General features: G+C 49.9%; 20 protein-coding genes. 15 read left to right on the top strand and 5 right to left on the bottom strand.

Annotated elements, in window-relative coordinates; genetic code table 11:
• The first annotated feature begins 230 nt into the window (after positions 1 to 230).
• From nifB to BM358_RS06045, 15 genes are all read left to right on the top strand, one after another.
• Entirely contained in the window at positions 231 to 1,730 is a 1,500-nt protein-coding gene (nifB, locus tag BM358_RS06115; RefSeq protein ID WP_023987269.1) for a nitrogenase cofactor biosynthesis protein NifB, read from the top strand.
• Positions 1,731 to 1,736: 6 nt separating this feature from the next.
• Positions 1,737 to 2,603 carry a nitrogenase iron protein gene (gene nifH, locus BM358_RS06110; protein ID WP_023987270.1) on the top strand — a complete coding sequence of 289 codons (867 nt, stop codon included), beginning with the start codon at positions 1,737 to 1,739 and terminating at the stop codon, positions 2,601 to 2,603.
• A gap of 88 nt (positions 2,604 to 2,691) precedes the next feature.
• A complete protein-coding gene (gene nifD, locus BM358_RS06105; RefSeq protein ID WP_025720286.1) occupies positions 2,692 to 4,140 on the top strand; it encodes a nitrogenase molybdenum-iron protein alpha chain in 1,449 nt (482 codons plus the stop codon).
• Positions 4,137 to 5,666: a nitrogenase molybdenum-iron protein subunit beta gene (gene nifK, locus BM358_RS06100; RefSeq protein WP_028543223.1), complete on the top strand. Its 1,530-nt coding sequence runs from the start codon at positions 4,137 to 4,139 to the stop codon at positions 5,664 to 5,666. Before nifD ends, nifK begins: the two co-directional genes overlap by 4 nt.
• Positions 5,667 to 5,737: 71 nt before the next feature.
• Entirely contained in the window at positions 5,738 to 7,099 is a 1,362-nt protein-coding gene (gene nifE, locus BM358_RS06095) for a nitrogenase iron-molybdenum cofactor biosynthesis protein NifE (RefSeq protein WP_028543222.1), read from the top strand.
• A complete protein-coding gene (nifN, locus tag BM358_RS06090; RefSeq protein WP_028543221.1) occupies positions 7,089 to 8,396 on the top strand; it encodes a nitrogenase iron-molybdenum cofactor biosynthesis protein NifN in 1,308 nt (435 codons plus the stop codon). The genes nifE and nifN overlap by 11 nt, the downstream gene beginning before the upstream one ends.
• A complete protein-coding gene (locus BM358_RS06085; protein ID WP_028543220.1) occupies positions 8,393 to 8,782 on the top strand; it encodes a NifB/NifX family molybdenum-iron cluster-binding protein in 390 nt (129 codons plus the stop codon). The genes nifN and BM358_RS06085 overlap by 4 nt, the downstream gene beginning before the upstream one ends.
• A gap of 92 nt (positions 8,783 to 8,874) precedes the next feature.
• Complete coding sequence (locus BM358_RS06080) at positions 8,875 to 9,639, top strand: HesA/MoeB/ThiF family protein (protein ID WP_028543219.1); 765 nt, start codon at positions 8,875 to 8,877, stop codon at positions 9,637 to 9,639.
• Positions 9,617 to 10,753 (top strand): homocitrate synthase/isopropylmalate synthase family protein, encoded by a 1,137-nt coding sequence (locus BM358_RS06075; RefSeq protein ID WP_028543218.1) that lies wholly within the window; start codon positions 9,617 to 9,619, stop codon positions 10,751 to 10,753. The genes BM358_RS06080 and BM358_RS06075 overlap by 23 nt, the downstream gene beginning before the upstream one ends.
• Before the next feature lie 244 nt (positions 10,754 to 10,997).
• Entirely contained in the window at positions 10,998 to 12,734 is a 1,737-nt protein-coding gene (locus BM358_RS06070) for an ABC transporter ATP-binding protein (protein ID WP_081819243.1), read from the top strand.
• Positions 12,715 to 14,553: an ABC transporter ATP-binding protein gene (locus tag BM358_RS06065; protein ID WP_028543216.1), complete on the top strand. Its 1,839-nt coding sequence runs from the start codon at positions 12,715 to 12,717 to the stop codon at positions 14,551 to 14,553. The genes BM358_RS06070 and BM358_RS06065 overlap by 20 nt, the downstream gene beginning before the upstream one ends.
• A 212-nt stretch (positions 14,554 to 14,765) precedes the next feature.
• A complete protein-coding gene (locus tag BM358_RS06060) occupies positions 14,766 to 15,422 on the top strand; it encodes a DJ-1/PfpI family protein (protein WP_023987280.1) in 657 nt (218 codons plus the stop codon).
• A gap of 143 nt (positions 15,423 to 15,565) precedes the next feature.
• Entirely contained in the window at positions 15,566 to 16,765 is a 1,200-nt protein-coding gene (locus BM358_RS06055; protein WP_028543215.1) for an MFS transporter, read from the top strand.
• A complete protein-coding gene (locus tag BM358_RS06050; protein WP_028543214.1) occupies positions 16,758 to 17,417 on the top strand; it encodes a TetR/AcrR family transcriptional regulator in 660 nt (219 codons plus the stop codon). Before BM358_RS06055 ends, BM358_RS06050 begins: the two co-directional genes overlap by 8 nt.
• A 149-nt stretch (positions 17,418 to 17,566) precedes the next feature.
• Positions 17,567 to 18,478 carry an AraC family transcriptional regulator gene (locus BM358_RS06045; RefSeq protein WP_028543213.1) on the top strand — a complete coding sequence of 304 codons (912 nt, stop codon included), beginning with the start codon at positions 17,567 to 17,569 and terminating at the stop codon, positions 18,476 to 18,478.
• 107 nt (positions 18,479 to 18,585) lie between these two features.
• Here the strand turns inward: BM358_RS06045 and BM358_RS06040 are convergent, their stop codons facing one another.
• From BM358_RS06040 to BM358_RS06020, 5 genes are all read right to left on the bottom strand, one after another.
• Positions 18,586 to 19,986 (bottom strand): sugar porter family MFS transporter, encoded by a 1,401-nt coding sequence (locus BM358_RS06040; protein ID WP_028543212.1) that lies wholly within the window; start codon positions 19,984 to 19,986, stop codon positions 18,586 to 18,588.
• A 227-nt stretch (positions 19,987 to 20,213) separates the two neighbouring features.
• Positions 20,214 to 21,551, bottom strand: coding sequence for a response regulator transcription factor (locus tag BM358_RS06035; protein WP_028543211.1), 1,338 nt, complete (start codon positions 21,549 to 21,551; stop codon positions 20,214 to 20,216).
• The gene (locus tag BM358_RS06030; RefSeq protein ID WP_028543210.1) at positions 21,526 to 22,974 is read right to left on the bottom strand and encodes a sensor histidine kinase; all 1,449 of its coding nucleotides are present in this window, start codon (positions 22,972 to 22,974) and stop codon (positions 21,526 to 21,528) included. Before BM358_RS06030 ends, BM358_RS06035 begins: the two co-directional genes overlap by 26 nt.
• Complete coding sequence (locus BM358_RS06025; protein ID WP_028543209.1) at positions 22,971 to 23,969, bottom strand: sugar-binding protein; 999 nt, start codon at positions 23,967 to 23,969, stop codon at positions 22,971 to 22,973. Before BM358_RS06025 ends, BM358_RS06030 begins: the two co-directional genes overlap by 4 nt.
• A gap of 334 nt (positions 23,970 to 24,303) precedes the next feature.
• The gene (locus BM358_RS06020) at positions 24,304 to 25,149 is read right to left on the bottom strand and encodes a Cof-type HAD-IIB family hydrolase (protein WP_023987289.1); all 846 of its coding nucleotides are present in this window, start codon (positions 25,147 to 25,149) and stop codon (positions 24,304 to 24,306) included.
• Positions 25,150 to 25,295 lie beyond the last annotated feature (146 nt).

Below are 25,295 nucleotides of genomic sequence, written 5' to 3'. Positions count from 1 at the left end.
TTTTTTACGTCTTGATGTTATTGAGAATATGAAATGTAACCGCGCACATGTGAAGGATGTGATATCTTACCTAACGTAAAATTTGACACATATGTGAAATGAGGATAAATGTCAGAGATTTCATGGAGAAGCGAATTGACTGGATTTGTCCCTGTCTCTAAGATGTAATTATATTCCAGACAAAAACAGAGATTTGTGTAAGGGAATATAACGTGGAGAGGAGGGAATGAATGGACTCTTTAGCTGATCTCTCGGAAACCCCCTTAGCATTGGAAACCCTCAGACGACATCCCTGTTATAACGAAGAGGCACATCGCTATTTTGCGCGCATTCATCTTCCAGTAGCCCCGGCATGCAATATTCAATGCCATTATTGCAACCGCAAATTCGATTGCGTCAATGAAAGCCGTCCCGGCGTTGTTAGTGAACTGCTCACGCCGGAGCAGGCGGCGAGCAAGACCTATGGCGTAGCGGCACAGCTGATGCAGCTGTCCGTTGTCGGCATTGCGGGACCTGGAGATCCGCTGGCCAATGCGGAGGCAACCTTCGATACCTTCCGCCGGGTCCGTGAGACAGTTAAGGATGTCATATTCTGTCTCAGCACGAATGGTCTTACCTTGATCAGGCATATCGACAGGATTGTAGAGCTGGGTATTTCGCATGTCACGATCACGATCAATGCTGTAGATCCAGTGGTGGGGAGCCGCATTTATGGATGGGTCTACGATGAAGGAAAACGCTATGCAGGAGAGGAGGCCGCGCGGCTGTTGATTGACCGCCAGCTGGCAGGCTTGAAGATGCTGGCTTCGAGAGGCGTATTGTGCAAGGTGAACTCGGTGCTGATTCCCGAAGTCAATGATGCCCATCTGCCGGAGGTAGCCAGGGTGGTCAAGGAGCACGGCGCAGTGCTGCACAACATTATGCCGCTCATCATCGCACCTGGTAGCCGGTATGAGCAGGAAGGGATGCGGGCTCCCCGTCCCCGTCTGGTCCGGCAGCTGCAGGAGCAATGTGCTGAAGCGGGGGCTGTCATTATGCGCCATTGCCGTCAGTGCAGGGCAGATGCGATTGGACTGCTGGGCGAGGATCGCAATCAGGATTTTACATGGGAGAACATAGCGGCTGCTCCTCCCATGGATGAAGGGGCAAGGGCACAATTTCAGAAAGAACTGGACGAGAAGGTGAGAGTGAGAATGGAACGCAAGGAGGGACAATCACACCACAAACAACCGTCAACCGGGGCTGGCTGTAGCTGCCCGTTATCGGGAGATAAGCCTGAAGCGAGCTTCACCTCAAAGCCAGTCCTAATCGCAGTGGCCAGTCGTGGTGGAGGGAAGGTGAATCAGCATTTCGGCCGTGCCAAGGAATTTATGATCTATGAAAGCGACGGGACCATCGTAAATTTCATAGGCATTCGTAAGGTGCAATCCTACTGCCACGGGAAAGCCGATTGCAATGGGGACAAGGTCGAGACGATGAAGGAGATCCTTTCCATGGTGCATGACTGTGCATTGCTGCTGTCGTCCGGCATAGGCGAAGCCCCCAAAGAGGCATTGCAGGAAGCTGGCGTGCTGCCTATTGTATGCGGCGGGGATATTGAGGAATCGGTTCTGGAATATGTGAAATTTCTGCGTTATATGTATCCTGTGCAGAGCAATAAAGGAAGTAAGCGCAATAAGGGAGTTAAGGGCAATCATTCGGATTTACCCATTAAACATTTTGGAGGCTGAGAAAATATGAGACAAATTGCGTTTTACGGTAAGGGCGGTATCGGCAAATCGACAACCTCGCAGAATACACTGGCTCAGCTCGCGACCAAATTCAAACAAAAAATTATGATCGTAGGCTGTGATCCCAAGGCAGACTCCACCCGTCTTATTCTGAATACGAAGGCCCAACAGACAGTGCTACATCTAGCTGCTGAAAGGGGCACGGTAGAGGATTTGGAGCTGGAGGATGTTGTCCAGAAGGGCTTCGGTGACATTCTGAACGTGGAATGCGGCGGGCCAGAGCCCGGTGTCGGCTGTGCAGGACGCGGCATCATCACAGCCATTAATTTTCTGGAGGAAGAGGGCGCCTACGAAGGGCTGGATTTCGTATCCTACGATGTACTTGGGGACGTTGTGTGCGGGGGCTTCGCCATGCCGATCCGGGAGAAGAAGGCGCAGGAAATCTACATCGTATGCTCAGGCGAGATGATGGCTATGTACGCTGCCAACAATATTGCGCGCGGGATATTGAAGTATGCCAACAGCGGCGGGGTACGTTTGGGCGGCTTAATCTGCAACAGCCGGAATACGGACCTGGAAGCGGAATTGATTACAGAGCTTGCGAGAAGACTGAACACGCAGATGATCCACTTTTTGCCGCGTGACAATGTTGTACAGCACGCTGAGCTGCGCCGTATGACCGTTACCCAATATAACCCGGAACATAAGCAGGCTGCGGAGTATGAAGAGCTGGCAGGTAAGATTTTGAATAACGATATGCTAACGGTTCCCACTCCCATTTCCATGGAAGATCTGGAGGATCTGTTGATGGAATTCGGCATTATTGAGGATGAAGAAACCGCAATTAACAAAGCTGAGGCGTCCGGGCAGTAGGCTCCAGCTAGAAGGCTTAATGACGGAACCAACGTGTGATGATGGGGGGAGCTGAACGCGTAGCTCGCAGGAGGGAGGAATAGGCCAAATGAGCAGTATTGTGGATAAGGGAAAGCAGATCGTAGAGGAGATACTGGAGGTATATCCCAAGAAGGCCAAGAAGGACCGGACCAAGCATTTTGAGATCGCGGATGAGGAGCTTGTGAACTGCGGAACCTGTTCCATTAAGTCCAACATGAAATCACGGCCCGGCGTCATGACAGCAAGGGGCTGTGCTTATGCAGGCTCCAAGGGTGTGGTATGGGGCCCGATTAAAGACATGGTGCACATTAGCCATGGTCCCATCGGCTGCGGGCAATACAGTTGGGGTACCCGACGCAATTATGCGAATGGGGTATTGGGAATCGATAATTTTACCGCCATGCAGATTACAAGCAATTTTCAGGAAAAGGATATCGTGTTCGGCGGAGATAAGAAGCTGGAGGTGATCTGCAGGGAAATTAAGGAGATGTTCCCGCTGGCTAAGGGCATCTCCGTGCAATCTGAATGTCCGGTCGGACTGATTGGTGATGATATCGGGGCCGTGGCTAAGAAGATGACAGAGGAGCTGGGCATTCCGGTCATTCCTGTACGCTGTGAGGGCTTTCGCGGGGTGAGTCAGTCTCTGGGCCATCACATTGCCAATGATGCTATCCGCGATTTTCTGATGGGGCGCCGCGAGCTAAAGGAGTCCGGGCCTTATGATGTCTCCATTATCGGGGACTACAATATCGGCGGTGATGCCTGGGCTTCGCGCATTTTGCTGGAGGAAATGGGACTGCGGGTTATAGCGCAGTGGTCGGGTGACGGTACGATCAATGAGCTGGGGATTGCGCATAAATCCAAGCTCAATCTAATCCATTGTCATCGTTCCATGAATTATATGTGCACAACGATGGAGCAGGAATACGGAATTCCCTGGATGGAATATAACTTCTTCGGCCCGACCAAGACGATGGAGAGCCTAAGAGCGATTGCTGCCCGCTTTGACGAGACGATTCAGGAAAAATGTGAGCAGGTCATTGCCCAATATATGCCGCAGATGGAGGCGGTCATCCGTAAATACCGCCCACGTCTGGAAGGCAAAAAGGTGATGCTTCTGATTGGCGGACTGCGGGCAAGGCATACCATCGGTGCCTATGAGGACCTGGGGATGGAAATTGTGGCTACAGGCTATGAATTTGCCCACAAGGATGATTACGAAAAGACATTTCCCGATGTAAAGGAAGGCACCATTCTGTACGATGATCCAACTGCCTATGAGCTGGAGGAATTGGCCCAGCGGCTGAATATTGACTTAATGGGTGCCGGAGTCAAGGAGAAATATGTGTATCACAAAATGGGCATTCCCTTCCGTCAAATGCACTCCTGGGATTACAGCGGGCCTTATCATGGTTTTGACGGCTTCAAGATTTTTGCACGTGATATGGATATGACCATAAACAGTCCAGTATGGAGCCTGCTGCCGTCCCGGCAGACTGCGGAGGTGCCGGTATGAACGAGCGTCTGAACATTGTCGATCACAATCAGCTGTTTCGGCAGGATAAATATGTGCGCCAGCGTGAGGAGAAACGGGCCTTCGAGGCCCCTTGCTCGCCAGAGGAGGTTACCGCCACCCTAGAGTACACCAAGACCAAGGAATACAAGGATAAGAATTTCGCTCGTACAGCTGTAGTCGTGAACCCGGCCAAGGCTTGTCAGCCGCTGGGAGCAGTTATGGCTGCGCTGGGCTTTGAAAAAACGCTCCCGTTCATTCATGGCTCACAGGGCTGTACGGCTTATTTCCGTAGCCATCTTGCCCGCCACTTCAAAGAGCCTGTTCCTGCCGTCTCCACCTCGATGACCGAGGATGCCGCCGTATTCGGCGGCATGCGCAACCTCATTGACGGTATAGAGAACTGTATTGCCTTGTATCAGCCGGAGATGATTGCGGTATGCACGACCTGTATGGCAGAGGTGATCGGAGATGATCTGTCTGCCTTCTTGGCTAATGCCCGTCAGGAGGGAGCCCTTCCCGAGGATATGCCGGTTCCTTTTGCCAATACCCCCAGCTTCTCCGGTTCACATATTACAGGCTATGACGCCATGCTGCGCTCTGTACTGGAGACGCTGTATAACAAGTCAGGCCGGACGCCGCAGCCTGGTCATGAATTGAAGCTGAATGTACTGCTCGGGTTTGACGGGTATACGGGCAATTTTGCGGAAATGCGGCGCATACTGGGGATGTTCGGCGCTACGTATACCATTCTGGGTGACCACAGCAGTAATTTTGATTCAGGGGCCACTGGAGAGTACAGCTACTATTACGGGGGAACGCCGCTTAAGGATGTGCCCGAGGCCGCAGATGCTGCCGGCACGTTGGCGATCCAGCAGTACTCTCTTCGTAAAACATTAGGCTATATGAAGCGAACCTGGGGGCAGCAGGTGTCTTCCATCTCCACGCCGCTGGGCATCCGCGCTACTGATTGCTTGCTTGAAGAGATCAGCCGTCTGTCCGGAAAGGAAATTCCCGAGGCATTGAAGCAGGAGCGCGCCCGAATTGTGGATGCCATGATGGATTCGCATGCTTATCTGCACGGCAAACGAGTGGCTATGGCGGGAGACCCGGATATGCTCATCGGCCTGATTGGCTTTTGTCTGGAGTTGGGCATGGAGCCGGTGCATATTGTTTGCTCCAATGGGGACCGGAAATTTGAGAAGGAAGCAGAGCTTCTGCTGAAGTCCAGCCCTTACGGTGCAGAAGCCACGGTTCATTCCGGTCAGGATTTGTGGCATATGCGTTCGCTGCTGTTCCAGGACCCGGTGGACCTGGCTATTGGCAGCTCCCACCTGAAGTTCGCGGCCAAAGAGGCGAAAATTCCTTTGCTCCGTGTGGGCTTTCCGATCTTCGACAGGCATCATCTGCATCGTTATCCGATTATCGGCTACCAGGGTGCGCTGAATCTGCTTACCCAATTCGTGAATACCGTACTGGATGTCATGGAAGAGCAGGCCCCGGATCATAGCTTTGATCTGGTGCGCTAATTGCTGTACCGCGTAGATGGAAGTTGGCAGCTATTTCAATGGATTCTATCTGAAATAAGGGGGGTGTGCGGATGGAGCCGGCTGTGTCTAACGGAAGGCTGGAGGTATCCTGCGGCAACAAAATTCCCAAAAGCACGCCCTGTCCCCGGCCTGTGCCGGGGGAGGCTTCGGGTGGCTGCTCCTTTGACGGGGCCCAGATTACACTGATCCCCATTGCAGATGCGGCTCATCTGGTGCACGGGCCGATTGCCTGTCTCGGCAATAGCTGGGAGAGCAGAGGCAGCCTGTCCAGCGGCCCAGAGCTGTCGGCGTATGGCTTCACTACTGATCTTGGAGAACAGGACATCATTTTTGGTAGTGAACAGAAGCTGCATGAATCGATTCGCTACATTGTCAGCCGCTTTGCTCCTCCCGCTGTGTTTGTCTATACAACATGTGTCACAGCCCTCACCGGTGAAGATATCGAGGGGGTCTGCAAGGCTGAATCGGAGCGGATGGGGACGCCGATCATTCCGGTGAACAGTCCGGGATTTGTGGGCAGCAAGAATCTCGGGACCCGGCTGGCCGGAGACGTGCTGTTCCAGCATATTATCGGCAGCACCGAGCCGGAACAGACAACCTCCCATGATATCAATCTCATTGGGGAATACAATATTGCGGGCGAGATGTGGCATATCGAGCGGCTGATGCAGCAGGCGGGAATGAGTATCCTGTCCCGAATTACCGGGGACGGTCGGTTCCGTGAGGTGGGATGGGCGCATCGTGCCAAGGCCAATATGGTCGTATGCAGCCGGGCTTTGCTGGGCCTGGCAGTCCAAATGGAGCGTAAATACGGCATTCCTTATTTTGAAGGTTCATTTTATGGAGCAAAGGAGACGAGTTATTCCTTGCGGCAGATGGCTTACCTGACTGGAGATCGTGATGTAGAGCGACGGGTGGATAAGCTGGCCGCACGGGAGGAAATGAGGCTATCGCTGGAGCTGGAACCCTACCGCAAGCAACTGAAAGGAAAGCGGGCAGTGCTCTATACCGGAGGGGTAAAGAGCTGGTCTGTCATTACGGCTTTGCAGGAGCTGGGCATTAAGGTAGTTGGTGTAGGCACGAACAAGAGTACTGCCGAGGATGTATCCCGGATTGCTGACCGTATCGGAGATGATGCGGAATACATCCCGGAAGGCGGCGCCCGGCAGATTCTCAAGACCGTACGGAGCCGCAAGGCAGACATGGTCATTGCCGGGGGCCGGAACATGTATATGGCGCTTAAGGAACAGATTCCTTTTGTGGACATCAATCAAGAACGGCACAAAGCCTATGCGGGCTATGACGGGCTGTTATCTCTGGCGAAACAGCTTGTGCATACGCTGCAGCATCCGGTATGGGAGCTGACCGCCAAATTGGCTCCATGGGAGGAGGAGACGGAATTTGCCGATTAAATCCGCCACGAAGCCTGTCAGTGTCAACCCGCTCAAGGTAGGACAGCCTCTGGGCGGCGTGTTGGCTCTGCAAGGGATGTATCGCTCAATGCCTTTGCTGCACGGCGCTCAGGGCTGCTCGGCCTTCTCCAAGGCGCTGCTGACTCGCCATTTTCGAGAGCCGATTGCCGTTCAGACCTCTGCGCTGCAAGAGATGGACGTTATATTTGATGCAGACCGGAATCTGGAGGAGGCGCTGGATCATATCTGGTCTAAGCATCATCCAGATGTCATCGGCGTTATCAGCACGGCCCTCACTGAGGTGGCAGGTGTTGATTTTCAGTCCAGGGTAAAAGCGTTCAAGCGAGAACGGGCCTTGAAGGAAAGTCTGCTGTTTTCTGTATCGCTGCCTGATTTTCACGGTTCTCTGGAGACGGGCTACAGCAGTACAGTAGAGTCGCTAATGGATGCCGTACTCGGGTTAGCCGGAGGCAAGTCCCCCAAAAAACAGCGCCGGACGCAGGTCAATCTGCTGCCGGCTTCTTATCTGACTGCCGGAGATGTCATGGAAATCAAGGATATTATCGCTTCCTTCGGCCTAGAGGTTATTACGCTCCCCGATATTTCCACTTCCTTGTCTGGTCACCTGCTGACAGGCTTTTCCCCTTTGACGAGAGGGGGGACTCCGCTGGATTCAGCCTGCCAGATGCTGGAGTCTTCCTGCACCATTGCCATTGGCGCGAGCATGGAACGTCCGGCGCGCAGGCTGGATCATGCCGCAGGCATTCCCTATCACTTGTTCGCTGGTCTGTCTGGCTTGACCGCGAGCGATGCGTTCATACATTTTCTGCAGAAAATCAGCCGCGAGCCAGCCCCCGTTCGCTTCCGCTGGCAGCGTGAAAATCTGTTGGACAGCATGCTGGATGCCCATTTCTATTATTCTGGCGCTTCGGCTGTAGTGGCGCTAGAACCGGATCATATGCTGTCGACCGCAGCCTGGCTGGAGGAGATGGGAGTGGAACTGAAGCGGCTAATTACACCCTGCAGCACGCCCGCACTGCAAAAGACAGAACGGGAAGTCTGGATCGGTGATCTGGATGATGCAGAGGAGAGCGCGCAGGGCGTTGATTTGTGGATCAGCAATTCACATGGAAGAAAGGGAGCGGCACGGGCCGGGGCCTCATTCGTACCGGCAGGCTTGCCGGTGTATGACGAGCTGGGCGCCCACACATCGGTAAGCGTCGGATACCGTGGAACTATGGAGTGGGTGAACAAGGTGGGTAATGTATTGCTTGCCGAGAGGGGGAGAGGAGGGTGAAGGTTGCATTTGCGACGGAAGACGGTGTGCATGTGAATGCTCATTTTGGGCAGAGTCCCATGTTCACTGTATTCGAAATTCGGCACTCAGGTGTCCAGTTCCTGGAGCATCGGCGGATAGCCCTGGGGAGCGATGAGAACGAGGCGGGCAAGATCGCCAGTCGAATTGGCCTGATCGAGGATTGTGCCTTGATCTTCCTGGTACAGATTGGCGCTTCGGCCGCCGCACAGGTTACCAAACGGACCATTATGCCTGTGAAGGTGGCCTTCGGTAGCACCATTGAGGAGCAGGTCCAGCGTCTCCAGAATATGCTGGCTCGTAATCCGCCCATGTGGCTTGCCAAAATCCTGCACGCTGAGGAGGGCAGCGGCAAAGCCGAATCATGAGCCTTCTGTAAGGAAGAGCAACCGTATATGATGTCAAGATCCTGCGGACCGAATATCTTAAAGGCGGGAGCCGCACATGGAGGGGTGGACGAATGGTACAGCTGCTGGAAGACAGTAGATACGGACGCCAGTTGAAGCTGCTGGGAGTGGAAGGTCAGAACAGGCTAAAGCAGGCTACTGTTATGGTTGCAGGCATCGGAGGATTGGGAGGGACAGCGGCCATGTACCTGGCCGCTGCTGGAGTGGGAAAGCTGATATTGGCCCATGAGGGCGTAATCCATCTGCCCGATATGAACCGGCAGGTGCTGATGGACAGCGGACGAATCGGGGAGGAACGGATGGAAACGGCATTGCAGCATTTGCACCGTATCAATCCGGAGACCCAGCTTGAAGGCCACGCCGACAGAATCACGGAAGAATCCTCTCGACCATGGGTAGAAGCGGCGGATATCGTGATTGATGCACGGTATGACTTTCCGGAAAGATATGCGCTGAACAGATTATGTGTTCGACATGGCAGACCGATGATAGAAGCGGCCATGTACGCCTATGAAGTATCATTGATGACCATTGATCCCGGTAGGACGGCATGCTTGGAATGTCTCTACCCAGAAGGCGGACAGCCTTGGGAGCCTCTGGGATTCCCGGTCCTGGGAGCCACCTCTGGCTTGATTGGCTGTATGGCTGCACTGGAAGCGGTCAAATGGATTACAGATGCGGGCAATCTGTTCACTGACCGCATGTACCGTATGAATGTGCTGGATATGAGCAGCTGCACCATAACGGTCAAACGCAATCCGCGTTGTCCGTGCTGCGGAACGGGAGGGAATACAGATGAGTCGATTGCATATTTGTGATACGACACTTCGTGATGGAGAACAGGCTCCGGGCGTTGCCTTTTCGGCCGAGGAGAAAACTGAAATTGCCATCATGCTGGACTCAGCGGGGGTGGAGCAGGCTGAGATCGGAATTCCGGCAATGGGAGAGGCGGAGTGCAGGTCTATTGCCAGGATTGCTGCTCTCGGACTTCAGATGAAGCTAATGACCTGGAATCGCGCGGTGTTCTCGGATATTGATGCAGCTGAATCGACAGGTGTCGGCTGGGCCCATATTTCGGTTCCCGTGTCGACGGTGCAGATGAAGGCCAAGCTGGGTATGAATCCTGAGCAGGTGACGGAGCTGATCCGCAAGTCAGTCGATTACGGTCTGTGTAAAGGATTGACTGTTTCCGTAGGCTTTGAGGATGCTTCAAGGGCAGATGACCTGTTCCTTGAGCAGTTGGCGAATCAGCTCTATAGGGATGGTATCCGGCGCTTCAGATATGCCGACACGCTGTCCGTTCACCATCCCGCTGCCATAGCTGCCCGTATAGACAGATTTGTATCGCGCGTGCCGCAGGATGTGGAGCTTGAGATTCACTGTCATAATGATTATGGCCTAGCGCTTGCCAATACTTTGGCAGCTTTGCAGGCGGGAGCTGTCTGGGCCAGTACCACAGTGTCGGGCCTTGGGGAAAGGGCAGGTAATACGGCGTTGGAGGAAGTGGTGATGTCGTGGAGGGATCTATATCAAGGAACCTGCAGTGTCCGCCCCGAACTGCTGAACCCGCTGGCTGCACTGGTCTCCAAAGCCTCCAACCGAATCATTCCCGAAGGTAAGCCAATTGTGGGAGACATGGTATTCGCCCATGAATCCGGCATACATATCAACGGTCTGCTAAAGGAGCGCGCCGCCTATCAGGCCCTTGATCCGACTGAGCTGGGTGCTGACCATTCGTTTGTACTCGGCAAGCATTCGGGCAGAAGTGCAGTTCAATATATGCTGGAGCAGGAAGGAATCGAGGCGGGCTCCGGTGAAATCAAGTTCCTGCTGGAGCGACTTCGCCTAGTCGGTGAAGATCCCAAGCGTGTCATTCATAGCGCGGATTTAAGGCGCTGGCTGCAGTATTATCCGGCAGAGCTGCCGAAATAATCGAAAAAGCGTTCCCGTCCGGTAAGTGTGACCGTGACTGGAACGCTTTCTTGCATATCTTTTAATTTCACAACCGGAGTCTCCAATTTGCTGGTTAAACGAAGCCGTTCAGAAGGGTATAATAAAATATAGTGCTGTATAAAGTGCGTATATATGGTTTTACAGCAGACAGGTTCGAATCTTATAACCATTACACGCTGATCTGGAAGGACGGCTATGGGCAATTGGAGGAATGCTTGTGGGAATGATGTTTTCTTTTCTAAAAAAATATCGGGTTCCAGCCATCGCAGCGCTCGTGATGATGTTGCTGGAATTGACGGTAGAGCTATCACAGCCATATTTGATCTCTAAAATCATTGATGAGGGCATCCGACAGCAGGATTTGTCCGTCGTCTGGTTATGGGGCAGTGTATTGGTGGGGAGTGCCGTTATCGCTTTTATGGCGGGGATATCCAGCTCTTTTTTTGCTTCACATGCAAGTCAGGGCTTCGGCTATGATTTGCGGGAAAAGCTGTACCGTAAAGTGCAATCCTTTTCGTATCCTGTGTTTAAACGTTTTGCCACTTCGTCGCTGATTACGCGCCTGACCGGGGATGTCACGCAAGTACAAGATACGGTGTTTATGAGCCTGCGTTTTATGACACGGGTTCCGCTTGTAGTCATCGGCAGTATTGTGATGGCACTGGTTGTACATTTCAGGCTTGGGCTGCTATTGGCGGTTATGGCCCCAGTGCTGTTCGTGTTTGTGTTGGTGATGATGCGGCGGACGGTCACTTTGTTTAAAGGTGTCCAGCGACGCTTGGATGACGTTAACGGAGTGATTCAGGAGAATCTGACAGGTATCCGTCTCATCCGGGTTTTTGTGCGGATGCGGCATGAAATCGAACGTTTTGCCCATTACGGAGGCGAATTGATGAAAGGGACGGTGTCCGCTCTACGATGGACAGAAACGACGATGCCGTTCATTTTGTTTACGATGAATGCAGGGATTATTGCAGTACTTTGGTTCGGACGCGGCCAAATTTCCACTGGGGATGCCAGTGTAGGACAGGTGGTCGCAGTCGTCAATTATTCACTGCGGACAATTGGAGCCTTGTCTGCCTTATCAGGTATCGTTGTTGTATTTTCCCGGGCAACTGCATCTACGGGGCGGATTCGAGAGGTATTGGAAACATCTAATGAAGATGGGCAAGAGCTGGAGCCTGTTTCGACGCATCATACACGGATTGAGGGACAGGTGGAAATGGACCGGGTAAGCTTTCATTATCCGGGCAGTGATCTGGCTGTCCTAAAGGATATATCTTTTAAGGCGCAATCGGGCGAGCGGATAGCTATTATGGGGGCCACTGGCTCGGGCAAATCCTCACTTGTGCAGTTGATTACACGTCTGTATGAAGAAGATGAAGGTTATGTGCGCTTTGACGGAAAGGACGCTCGTGAACTGGATGCGTCCATATTGCGAGAGGCTATTGGCTATGTGCCTCAGGAGGTACTGCTATTCACCGGCTCGATTCGGGATAATATTGCTTGGGGGCTGGAGAATGCCAGCCTGGAGCAAATTAAGGAAGCCGCACGCATGGCGCAAATCCATAATATGATTGAACGCTTGCCGCAAGGCTATGACACGATGCTCGGGCAGCGTGGTGTCAATCTGTCTGGCGGACAGAAACAGCGGCTTTCGATTGCCCGCGCACTGGTGCGCCAGCCGACAGTGCTGATTTTGGACGACAGCACAAGTGCATTGGATGTAGGGACAGAAGCAGCACTACTGAATGCACTCGATGGCCTGTCCTGCACGACATTTCTCATTACGCAAAAAATCAGCTCGACGGCCTCAGCAGATCAGATTTTACTGCTGGATGAGGGTCGCCTGATGGCAAGTGGAAGTCATGAGCATCTCATGGATAGCTCGGATCTGTATCGGCGTATCTATGAATCACAATACGGAAAGGAGGAGTCGCATGTTCAAGGAACTCATTGAACCGTTCCGTCAGCCTACACCGCCGTCCGGTGTGCTGCGAAATCCGGTGGGAGCGGAAGGACGCCGCAAGGCCAAAGCGAAGAACTGGTCTGGCACGTTAGGACGGATATGGGCTTATCTGGCCCGCCGTAAGGCCAAACTGATGCTGGTGCTGTTCATGGTACTGCTCAGCTCCGGGCTGGCTCTGCTGGGTCCATATCTGGTCGGCGTAGCGGTGGATGATTTTCTCGAAGGTCCGGGTGGACGCACGTGGATTTATTTTCTCATCGGATTAGGAGCTGTATATCTGCTCAACTCGCTGACCTCCTGGCTGCAAAATATCTGGATGATCGAGATTGCCCAAGAGACGGTGTACCGCATGCGTTTCGATCTGTTTTCACATTTGCATCGACTACCGATTCCTTTCTACGGCAAACGTCAGCAGGGAGAGATTATGAGCCGTCTGACCAATGATATCGAAAATGTCAGTTCTACGCTTAACAGTTCCGCCATTCAGATTTTTTCGAGTATATTGACGTTAATCGGTACACTCACGGTGATGCTGTGGTTAAGCCCGCTGATGACCCTGCTGACCTTTATCGTGGTGCCGCTAATGGCTGCCGGGATGCGCTGGATTACACGTCGCACCGGGCCCTTATATAAGGAACGCCAGAAGAATTTGGGCGAACTGAACGGATACATCGAAGAAACACTGTCTGGGCAGCAGATTATTAAAGCATTTTCGCAGGAAAAGAGAGTCATCCGTGGTTTTGGCGAGCGTAATGACCGTATTCGGCTATCGGGCTTCTGGGCACAAACGATTTCAGGCTTTATACCGAAGCTGATGAACGGACTGAATAATCTCAGCTTTGCTATTGTAGCGGGGATCGGTGGGATTTTGGCCATTCGCGGCTCCATCACTATAGGTACAATTATTGTATTCGTAGAATATGCCCGCCAGTTCACCAGACCGTTGAATGATTTGGCTAACCAGTGGAACACCCTGCTGTCCGCTATTGCCGGAGCTGAACGAGTATTTGAAATATTGGATGAAGATGAAGAGTCCAAGGATGAACGCGGCGCAGTGGAGGTAGAGCATGTGGAGGGGGCGGTGCGGTTTACGGATGTTTCCTTCGGTTATGATGAGGGAAGCGCTACGCTGGAAGGTATCTCTTTTGAAGCCAAACCTGGTGAAATGATCGCACTAGTCGGCCCGACCGGGGCAGGAAAAACGACACTGATCCAGCTCCTCTCCAGATTTTATAGCCCCGACAAGGGAATGATTACGGTGGACGGGCGCGATATCACCACCATACAGCGTGAAAGCTTGCGCTCCCGCATGGCATTTGTGCTACAGGACTCCTTCCTGTTGCAGGGGACGATTCGTGAAAATATCCGCTTCGGCAGACTGGACGCCACCGATGAGGAGGTTGAACAAGCATCGAAACTGGCCAACGCCCATTCCTTTATCATGCGGATGAAGGACGGATACGACAAGGTGCTGCAAGCGAACGGCAGTGGCATCAGTCAAGGGCAAAAACAACTGCTGGCTATTGCCCGTGCTATTTTGGCCAACCCTTCCATCCTTGTACTCGACGAGGCAACCAGCAGCATCGACACCATTACCGAGATGAAGATACAAGAAGGACTGGAGCGGCTCATGCAGGGGCGAACAAGTTTCGTCATCGCGCATCGGCTGAATACCATTCGTCAGGCTGACCGGATTCTGGTCTTAAAGGATGGCCGTTTGGAGGAGCAGGGTTCTCATGATGAACTGCTGGCTCACAAAGGCTTTTACAGTAATTTATATTATGGTCAATTGAGTAAGCAAAGCTCTTAAGCCGGCTCGCGATCTACAGATTTACATGCATACTTAAAAGGACTACCTCGGGGGTGGCCCTTTTTAAGTATGCCTTTTTACAGGTACGTACTCTTAAAGAGGCGTTTGAAATGAAGATACTGCTTTCACACCATTAAATATACCCATACCCCGTATATGTATGTTAGTATGGATGTGCAAGAATAAAATCCCACTTCAAAGGAGAGATCATCATGAAAATCGCAATCATGCTTTTCGATGGAATTACGGCATTAGATGCAATGGGTCCATACGATGTATTTGCTGCTACACTGAAATGTGAAGTGAAGTTTGTCGCTAAGAAAAAAGGGTTAATCAAGCTGGACTCAAATATGGGTTATTTGCATGCCGATTACAGCTTTTCTGAAGTTAGTTCAGCTGATATTCTTGTTGTTCCAGGTTGCAGTCCGCCAAATTATAAAACTCCAATGAATGACGAAGAAACGTTAAATTGGATTCGCCAAATACATGAAACTACGAAATGGACCACGTCGGTTTGTAACGGCTCTTTGATTTTGAGCGCCGCAGGCTTGTTAAATGGAACCGTAGCCACCAGTCATTGGGGTTCCTTAGACCTGCTCCAATCTCTTGGAGCCATTCCAACAGATGAGAGAGTGGTTCGTCAGGGCAAAATCGTTACAGCAGCCGGTGTCTCCTCTGGTATTGATATGGCACTCCAGCTATTGGCATGGGAATTGGGAGAAGATATGAGTAAAGGAGTTCAGCTGATTTTGGAATACGATCCTCAGCCTCCGTTTGACACGGGTTCACCAAAGAAAGCACCTGCTATATTGGTAGAACAAATAAGAGGTATGTTACAAGAGTTTGCAAAACAGGAGCCTAATGTGTAAAGCAAGAATAAAAAGATCTCTTTCTGGTATTAGCTTGGAATAATAGGTTTGTAATTTTATTTACAAGGGTCCCTATTTCAACTAATATAGTTTACACATAGTAAATGGTTACATAGTGTAAATGGTTGAAGGGGGTTACAAACATGAGCAGCTTACCTAAGTCTGCTACATTTCCACTTTTCATTCTGATGCTGAATTTGTTTATTGCTTTATTGGGTCAAGGTATGGTGATTCCCATTCTGCCTGAATATCTGAAACAATTTAATGCGGCAGGAGCTGCTGCGGGGTATCTTATTGCCGCTTTTGGAGCAGCACAGTTTATTTTTTCGCCCCTAGGTGGGCAGCTTTCGGATAGATGGGGGCGGAAATCCATGATCATCACCGGTCTGTTTTTAACCGTCATCTCGGATCTAATGTTTGCTGTTTCTACGACATTGCCTCTTCTATATATAGCCCGATTTATCGGGGGGATAGGTATTGGATTAATGGTTCCTTCTAATATGGCCTACGTCGCTGATATTACCACTTCTGAAACCCGAGCTAAAGGAATGGGATACTTGGGTGCTTCCATGAATTTGGGTATGGTGCTTGGTCCGGGGTTAGGCGGTATGATCGCTGAGTTTGGCATAAGGGTGCCCTATTTTTTTGCTGGTGGACTTGGACTTGTAGCTACGCTGCTTAGCTTGTATATGCCAGAGACACTACCCAAGGAAAAACGAAAACCCGCTAGCCAATGGGTCCGCCGGGAGCCAATTCGCAACCAAATCCTAAATTCATTTCGGACATCCTATTTTCGTTATCTTCTCCTCATTCTGATCATGACATTAGGTTTGATGAATTATGAAACGGTGTATGCTCTTTTTGTGGAACGAAAATATGGTTTTGATGCCACTAAAATCTCAATGATCATTACGGTTGGTGCAATTATAGGCATCGTAGTACAGATATGGCTACTTGATTATCTCATCAAGAGACTTGGTGAGATGAAGCTTATACGTCTTTCTTTGATCATGACAGCCATCGCTTTACTGTTAATGATAATTAAGATCAATTTAGGTTATCTGCTGGCGGTATCGGCGCTGTTTTTTGCTTTTAATGCCTTCCTAAGGCCAACCGTAAGTACAATGATCGCGAACTCAGCTGGTGATCGTCAAGGATATGCCGCCGGATTGAATACGACGTATACCAGCCTAGGCAATATATTGGGACCCATTTTAGCGGGTTTGATGTTTGACAAACACATTCATATTCCTTATATTTTTGGTGCACTTATCCTTGCATCTGCCCTTTTCTTAACCTTACAAAAATCGAAAAATGAGAAACGGATGGTTGTTAATGACTGAGAACTGGCACCAGAATTTGAAAAACAAAAATCGGGAAGAACTCATTGCGGCTGCCAAGGAACTTTTTATGAAGCAAAGCTTTCTCAAAGTTAATATTAAGGATGTATGCAACGTGGCTGGTGTAAGTCGGGTCACATTCTATAAGCACTTTCAGTCCATGAACGAACTGATCTTTGAGGTTCAGATGGAAATCCTTGAGAGCATGACCGAATTTGTTAGAAGGGCACCTTCAGCCGAAATGAGCGGTAAGGAGATGCTTACTTTGATGCTTGATGCATGGATTGATTACGCTTGGCAACATCCAGAATACATCAAGTTTATTCTTCTATTCGATCTGCATTACGAAGCTTATGATTCAAATCAAGAACTCAAAGAACAGTACAAAAATTTTGTTAGCCGGGAAAAGGAACGACATTTCCTGATGGATGCTCTGGAAGTTGGATTCCAAGATGGATCATTAAAGTCCGACACAGAACCCTTGAAGACCGCTCATTTTATCTTCACGTCTATGATGGGTATACTCCAGAAAATGAGTCTGACGTCCAAGGACGATTGGAATAACGAACTTGATGATATAGAAATTGCTAACCGATTTGCGGGAATGTTGATTCAGTATTTAAGTCCAAAAAGTGATAAATCCCCAACCTTTTAGGCAAGAGTCGCCTGCCGTATTCCAAAGGATTTCAGATCGTCCGATGGAGTGAAATAGAAGTACAGGACTCAGTCTGTTAAACTGTGAAAATAGAGCGGTTGCAGATACGTTGTCGTGTTAGCCTTATCTATTTTTGTGGAGGTGCGGGGATGAACGGAAGTCTGTTTGAGCCACGGCTGCGTGACGGGGATTATATTCCCCGTTTTTTTGCTTACTATTACAAGCAATGGCATGACTACACCATGTCTTACCACGATCATCATTCTACCGAAATTATGTACATGATTTCCGGCTTTTGCAGGGTAGATGTACAAACGGGAGAGAATGTGGAAGAAAGCATCACGCTGCGTAAAGGCGAGTTTATTATGCTGGACGCAGGTGTACCGCATCGACTAGTGGTGGAAGGAGAACAACCGTGCCGGATGCTAAATGTAGAGTTTGGTTTTACGGAGGGAGTGAGGGTAGGGCCGTCTATCCGACAAATGGCAGCAGAGGAGCAGGAGGTCACGACTCTCATGTCACGTCCGTTCCCGTATCTGGTATTATCGGACCCGGAAGAGGTATATTATGCGCTGAAAAGTCTCGTGCTGGAGCTGGACCAACGAAAAGAACAGCCGGGTGCAATGGCAGAGATGCTTTTTATGCAATTGCTAGTACGAATTGCACGTCTACGGGAAGAGGCAGAGCGCAGCAACACGCAGCAAACGGATATGTACATCAAACGATGCATTGAATTTCTCCATCTGAACTATGACCGAGATATTGTGGTTAAGGACATGGCGGCAGCCGTGAATCTGCACCCAGGTTATTTGCACCGTATTTTCAAAAAGCATACTGGGCTAACACTCACCGCGTATTTAACGATGCTGCGAATGGACAAGGCCCGTATGCTTCTTCAGCAAACGGACATTCCCATTCAAGAAATTGCCGATTATGTAGGCGTGGCCAGCAGGCAGTATTTTCATATGTTGTTCAAAAAGCACACAGGCAAGACGCCTGTTGAATACCGCTCTGCTGTAGAGCGCAATGTGAGGAACTATGCGGAGGAGGATGGGAACTGAAATAAGAAGCCTCTGAACCATTGCCGATTTAGGTCGGTATGACTCAGAGGACGTGTGTTTTGAAGCATTATAACATGTGTCCGGGCTTCTTGAGAGCTAAAGTTGGGTCATTTCCCAAGCCACATATTTTCCATCTGTTCAAGTGATCTCCCCTTGGTTTCGGGAACCTTGCGCCATAAAAAGACTACGACGAACAACGAGATGGCTCCGAATAACCAGAAGGTATTGGACGGGCCGGCTGAACTCAGCAGAGGAGGGAATGCCTGCGATACCAGATAATCGCCGGCCCACAATGCCATCGAAGCGATGGCGACCGCTTTGCCGCGAATGCGGTTCGGAAAGATCTCCGAGATCATAACCCATACGATCGGCCCAAGTGATATAGCATAGGAGGCCACGTAGATCAATATCATGATGAGCACAAGCGGTCCGGTGGTCAAACCCATTTTGAATGCGGCTCCAATAATGACCAAACAGAGGGTCATCAACGAGGTGCCAATTATCAGCAGGACTTTTCGTCCCGCTTTGTCGATCAGCCATACGGATACGATGGTGAACAACACATTGATCAACCCGATCCAAATGGTCTGGGTCAAAGAAGCGTCCGTACCGAGTCCCATTCCCTTAAAAATAACCGGCGCGTAGTACAAAATGGCATTGATGCCGGTAATATGCTGCATAATGGCGAGCATAACACCGATAAAGAGAGCGACCCGAATACCAGGAGCGAACAATTGTTTCAATGAGTTGTTCTCATTTTTGAATGATTCCTTGATATCAAGCACTTCCTGCTTAGCGGCTTCTTCACCGTGAATTTTCAGCAAAATCGGCAGCGCTTCATAAGGCCGATTCTGTTTAATAAGCCATCTCGGGCTTTCGGGTATGAAGAGCATCAAGAGCATAAAGATCAGTCCCGGAACGGCTCCCACTCCGAACATCCAGCGCCAGGCTGTTGAGACACCCCAGGCTTCATCCCCCAGGCTGACGATCCACGAATTCTGAAAATAAACCAGGAAAATCCCAGTTACGATCGCCAACTGATTTAAAGCAACCAAACGGCCTCGGTATTTAGCGGGAGCGATCTCCGCGTTGTACACCGGACAAACGGTGGAAGTGATCCCTATGCCAATGCCACCGATCATGCGAAAGATAACATACCCGGTGAACGTGTCTTGAAGCGCTGAGCAGATCGAGCCGACGATGAATAAAAATCCGGCGGCCAGCAATACCTTTTTTCTGCCGATCTTTTCACTCATGTAGCCGGAGAGAGCCGCTCCGGTGACACTCCCGACAATCAGACTTGACACCGCCCAACCAACCTGAAATTCGTTCAGCGAAAAACGCTGCTGCAGGAATTCGATCGCTCCCGAAACAACCGCGATATCAAAACCGAACAGGATGCCTCCGAGCGCAGCTACGATGGATACCAACGTCACAAAAAGCATATTAGATTTTTCTGATTGAAGCGCTTTCTGTTGAGCGCTTTCATTATTGATGATTACTGCCATATGATCATCTCCCCTCCAGATCTCTGGAACCTCATTCCGTTCTTCGAGGAGAAGTATAACATGCGCTTATAAAAGAAAGGCCGGTTATCGTCTTCAATAAACGGACCTTTTCATGCACGATTTTGGCTTCGATTCCCGAATCGGAGATAGAGGGGCTGAACCTAGCATTACCTTGTCATTCGAGCTTAAAAAAATCCATGCCGATAGTCGGCATGGATGAATCTCTACTATTTTTGGCCTTTGAACTCAGTGGGAGGAACACCCGTTATCTTCTTAAAGACGCGGCTAAAATAGTTCGGGTCCTTATAACCCACTTCAAAGCTGATTTCCTTAAGAGTAAGGTTGCCGGCCTTAATCAGAGAGATGGCTTTATCAATCCGCAGCCGGGTTACGAAGTCGATGAATGTTTCTCCGTATTCCTGTTTGAAAATTTTGCTGAAGTAGTGAGGATTCAAATGGACAAAATCAGCCACTTCTTCCAGCGAAAGATCATCGTTGAACCGTTCCTCGATATACATTTTCGCCCTACCCAGCATAGTCAGTGTTTGAACCTCTCGCTGTTCGCGTATCCGTTGCAGTGCTGACATGACGTACGTCTGCTGAAGCATTCCATTCTCCGCTTTGATGGCAAGCAAAGAAGCGTTTCCAGCCTCTGATGACTTCAGTTCGTCAAAGTGGCAGAAACCTCCATCCCGCTTGCGTAGGGTGGAGGCAAAAACGGCTTCGAAATAGGACTTGCGAAGTCCTTCCTCGCCGCTATGCAGCGATCCGATTCCAATGGCCGTCTTTATACCAAGTTGCTCCTGGGCAAGCTCGGAGAGCTGCTGAACAAGGTGTTTAACCAACTGCCGCCAGTCGTTTTCGCCGGTGACAGGCGGCTTGCGTAAAAAAGTGGCTACATGATGGTCGATCAAGGAGCTTACAATGGCATTCGGGCCATGCGTTTTTACATAGCTTCGGAAATGATCGTAAATTTTCTTTTTATCCTGCTCGTCCGTATATCCGTCAAAGGCGGCAATGATGGCGCTTCCCTGATCAAGAGGAAAGTCCAGCCATTCCGATAGCTGGGAAGCGCTTGAATCCACGGTCTGGTCGACCATAAGCATTAAAGCCAGCTCATTTTCTGCGAGCGGCATCAGCTGTGAGATTTTGTGCCTAAGCTCCAATTCTTCCGTACGTGCCCGCTTCTCGCACTCAATTTCTTCAATCAGTCGTTTCAGTGTACCGATGATCAGTTCTCGCTTCGCTGGCTTCAGAATATATTCTTTCACACCCAAAGAGAGCGCCTCCCGGGCATAGGCAAAATAATCATAGGCAGTGACGAGCACGAATCGGGTATCGGGAAGCCGCTCCTTTAATTCACGAAGCGCCGCAAGCCCGTCGATTCCAGGCATATTGATATCCAGAATGGCAATATGGGGACGGTGCTCTTCCGCACATTCAATCGCCATGCGGCCGTTGCCGGCATGAATAAACCGGAATATCCCCGGCATCGCCCGTTCCACTGTCAATTCCAGTCCTTCTCTCTCCAAAGCCTCGTCATCCGCGATCAACAACCGATACATCAGTCCGCTCACTCTCCTTCTTGACTGGAATTCGTATTGTTATGGTAGTACCTCGTCCGATACTGCTATTGATTTCAACCATTTCTTCTTCCTTTCCGTAGAACAACTGCAGCCGCCTAAACACATTTTGCATTCCAAGTCCTGTTGAACTGCCGCTTTCGGCTTCGCCTTTAAGACGGAGTACGGACAGTCGGGTTTCCTCCGTCATGCCCTTTCCGTTGTCCGAAATTTCAATTTGTACATCTTCGTTTGCTCTCGACAGCGTTAACACGATAATGGCTCCGTCTTCCATATCTGCCACACCATGAAGAAAAGCGTTTTCAATAAATGGCTGGATCGTCAGGGCCGGAATTTGCTGCTGAAGTACGGAAGCGTCAAAGTGAAGATCAAAGCGAATTCTGTCCCTGAAGCGCGCCTGCTGGATGGTTACGTATTCGCGGATATGATCCAGTTCCTCCTGGAGAGTTACGGGTTTGTCCAGCTTCTGCAGGCTGTACCGTAGCAGATTGGACAGCGAAACGATCAGGTCGCTGGTTTTCTCCGCCCCTTCCAGGATCGCCAGCTTGGAGAGCACATTTAAGGTATTAAATAAAAAGTGCGGGTTAATTTGATTTTGCAGAGCCAGAAGCTCCAGTTCCTTCACAAGCCGCCGCATTTCCAGACTCTGTTTATCCTTCTCGATGAGGATACTCAAATCGGCGGACATTTGCGAAATGGCGTCCGACAGTACGCCTAGCTCGTCATCCCGTCGCGGTTGGGGCTTGATATTCAGATCACCTGTGGCGATTCGCTTCGCCAGTCCGACAAGTCTGCCGACAGGGCCAGTAATGCTGCGCGAGACCCAGATTGCAAGCAAAACCCCCATCAGCGCGTTCATGCCGAACAACGCCACTCCCCATCCGTTCATTCGCTCATTCTTGTTCCGGATGTTCTCAATGATTGGCCGGTAATAAGCCAGTTCATCATCGATCAGTTGCTGACCCTCCTCATGAATATAGCTGACGGTTTTCTCCGCTTCAATATAATGTTCAAAAGCCGATTGAGGATCTTGTGCCTTTGCATCCAGAACTGCGGCTTGTTTCTCTTTAAGAAATGTAGCCAACAGATTCACGTAGTCCTCCTCGGCGAAAGAAGGGTCGGTCGAGTCGGAGACTTCCTGAATTCTGCCTTTCAACTGCATCAATTGGTATTCTGTCGGGCCCTGCACAGCCTTATCGCCTCTTGGATTAAGCAGATAGGCATATAGGAGATTTAAGTTGCTCTCCGCCGATTCGGAGGTTTGCTCGATGAGAAGAATGCGGCCAAGCATTTCATCGTAGCTCTGTTGTACGACCTTTCCGCTTTGGAATACAAAATAAGCAATGATATTGGCGAACACAACTAGAAGAGGGATGAACAGAAGCAGCTTCGTTCTGATCGTCATCGTCTGTCATCTCCGGTCATGTTGTCGGGAGTGTCCGCATGCATCTCATATATCCTGGTGTATGTTAATTCCTGGGGGGTATTCCCCTTTAGATAATCATTCAGTAATTTTATGGACTTAGCCCCCATTTCCTCTGGCTGTTGAACAATGGTCAGTTCGATTTTGCAATCTCTGATGGCTTTCAACGTCTCGGCCATATCGTCAAAAGCGAAAATCTGCAAATTCCGCGCTCCGCGTCGCTCCGAGGCTTCCAGAATGCCAAGGCCGTCCAGCGCACTGAATCCGACCATGAAGCGGATCTGCGGATACCGGGTGAGCATGTTCTGAGCTTGCTGTGCTGCCTGAAGCCGTGAAATATTTGAGGAGCGAATCTCCACAATGCGGAGCTTGGGATAGCGACCGATCACGGAACGAAATCCAGCAAGCCTGAGTCGCTGATTCTCGACGCGCTCGCTACTGATCATAACTCCAATGTCGCCACGCTCTCCAGAGGCTTTCGCTAACAGCGCGCCCATCCGTTTTCCTGCTCCTTCGTTATCCGTTCCCACGTAAGCTAGTCTACGGGAATCTGGTTCATCCGTATCAATCGTGATGACGGGGATGCCAAGTCCGGCTGCTTTGTCGATTAATCGGCGATACTCTGGATCATTTATCCCTTGAACCAGAATTGCATCCGCCTTACTGGCAATCGCTTTATCCAGCAGTTTGACCTGCTCGGACGGATTAATGCGGTCCGGCCCGATATAATCGAGCCGCATACCGTACTGTTCCGCTTCCTTTCGGGCTCCTTGTTCGATTGACCGCCAGTAATAATTATCCAACTCCTGGGATATCAGTACGACTTTTGTAGCGGAAACCCCGTCTTTTGGAGAAACCGTCTTCAATAACTCTGCAAATTGGTGAATTTGAAAAGAAGACAGAGTGAACTGGAAGAGCAGCCAGGCAAATAGCAGGAAGACTGGGATAAGGATAAATGTCCATTTACGGTTTGACATGTCTTGCTCCTTTGTAAATATTTACAGACTCACTCATTATACAGCAACAAAACAACCGCACGCAGCTATCGTCAGCATAAGCGCGGTTATTGAGGAGGAATTCCATATTTTAATCAAGGTACATGACCAAAGTAGAAATCTTGAAGGGTAAGCAACAACAGATATTTGAAGAATGGTTTGCCCATCTTACAAGTAGTGAGGAGATGGAAGCCGAGCAAGTACTATGTGAATTCCGTGGAAAGATAGCATTGGAGATAGGCCCCTACCAGTAGAATTAGGACATTTTTAAGTCCAGAAACTACTGCAGGGGCTTAAGTATAAAAAAATAACCTCACTAAATCAGACCATGCTTTTTAAAGCTGTGAAACAGTCCATCTTCATCGACAGCATCCGTAATGTCATCTGCAATGGCTTTGAGGCCCGGTTTGGCATTTCCCATAGCAATTCCTAGCGCACAATATTCAATCATTTCAGCATCGTTCATCCCATCTCCGATAGCAATGGTGTCTTCTTGGGATCTTCCCAAATGCTCAATAAGCTTTTCAATAGCTACGGCTTTGTGAATACCGGGAACCATTAGCTCGCCGCTGTCTTGCCCGAAAGCAGATACAGTACATTGAATAACCTCAAATTTCCCTGCAAATTCCTTTTTGATCTGTTCGAAAGGAACATTTTTGTTTTCCAAAAAGCATGCTTTGTTCACGTCACTACGGTACAGGTTGTCCTCTCCTATAGTTAGGCCAGTGATAAACGGATGCGGACGTTGTTCTTTTTTTTCTCTGGCTACGGGATCATTGTCCACATCACCATAGATAAGCCGTTCCACATGGGGCAAAAAGTTTTTACTCGCAAACAGTCCCCCGTTCGATTCCAAATAAAAGTCCAAATCATGTTCATCAAAGTAATCGACCATATGTTTAACATCTTCATCCGATACTTTGTGGTGATATAACATCTCGCCTTCGATTTCTACAAAGCCCCCGCCAGCTCCGATGATCCCGTCAAAACCGACCTCCATGATAAAATCATAAATCTCCGCTTTGGATCGGCCAGTGCATAAATAAATCAGATGTCCGTTCTTTCTCGCTTCGATACATGCTGTTTTTGCAGATTCGGGAATCATACCATCATCATCCACTAGCGTTCCATCTATATCTAAAAAGATAATCTTTTTGTTCATCTTAGGCTGCTCCTTGCTCTCCAATGTTTTCTTTTATGTTACTACATTTACCGCACTTAAAGTACATATTGAACTGAAAAAACACTAGATAGAAAGAGAGAAACGGATGGAACGAAATGGAAATCGGCAACCCTCTGCTAAAGCGA

Origin of the sequence: Paenibacillus sp. cl130 (assembly GCF_900116035.1) — a bacterium.
In the GTDB taxonomy this organism is placed as follows: Bacteria; Bacillota; Bacilli; order Paenibacillales; family Paenibacillaceae; genus Paenibacillus; species Paenibacillus polymyxa_B.
Note: the sequence above shows the minus strand (reverse complement) of the source record. Positions and strands in the feature narration are given on the sequence as shown.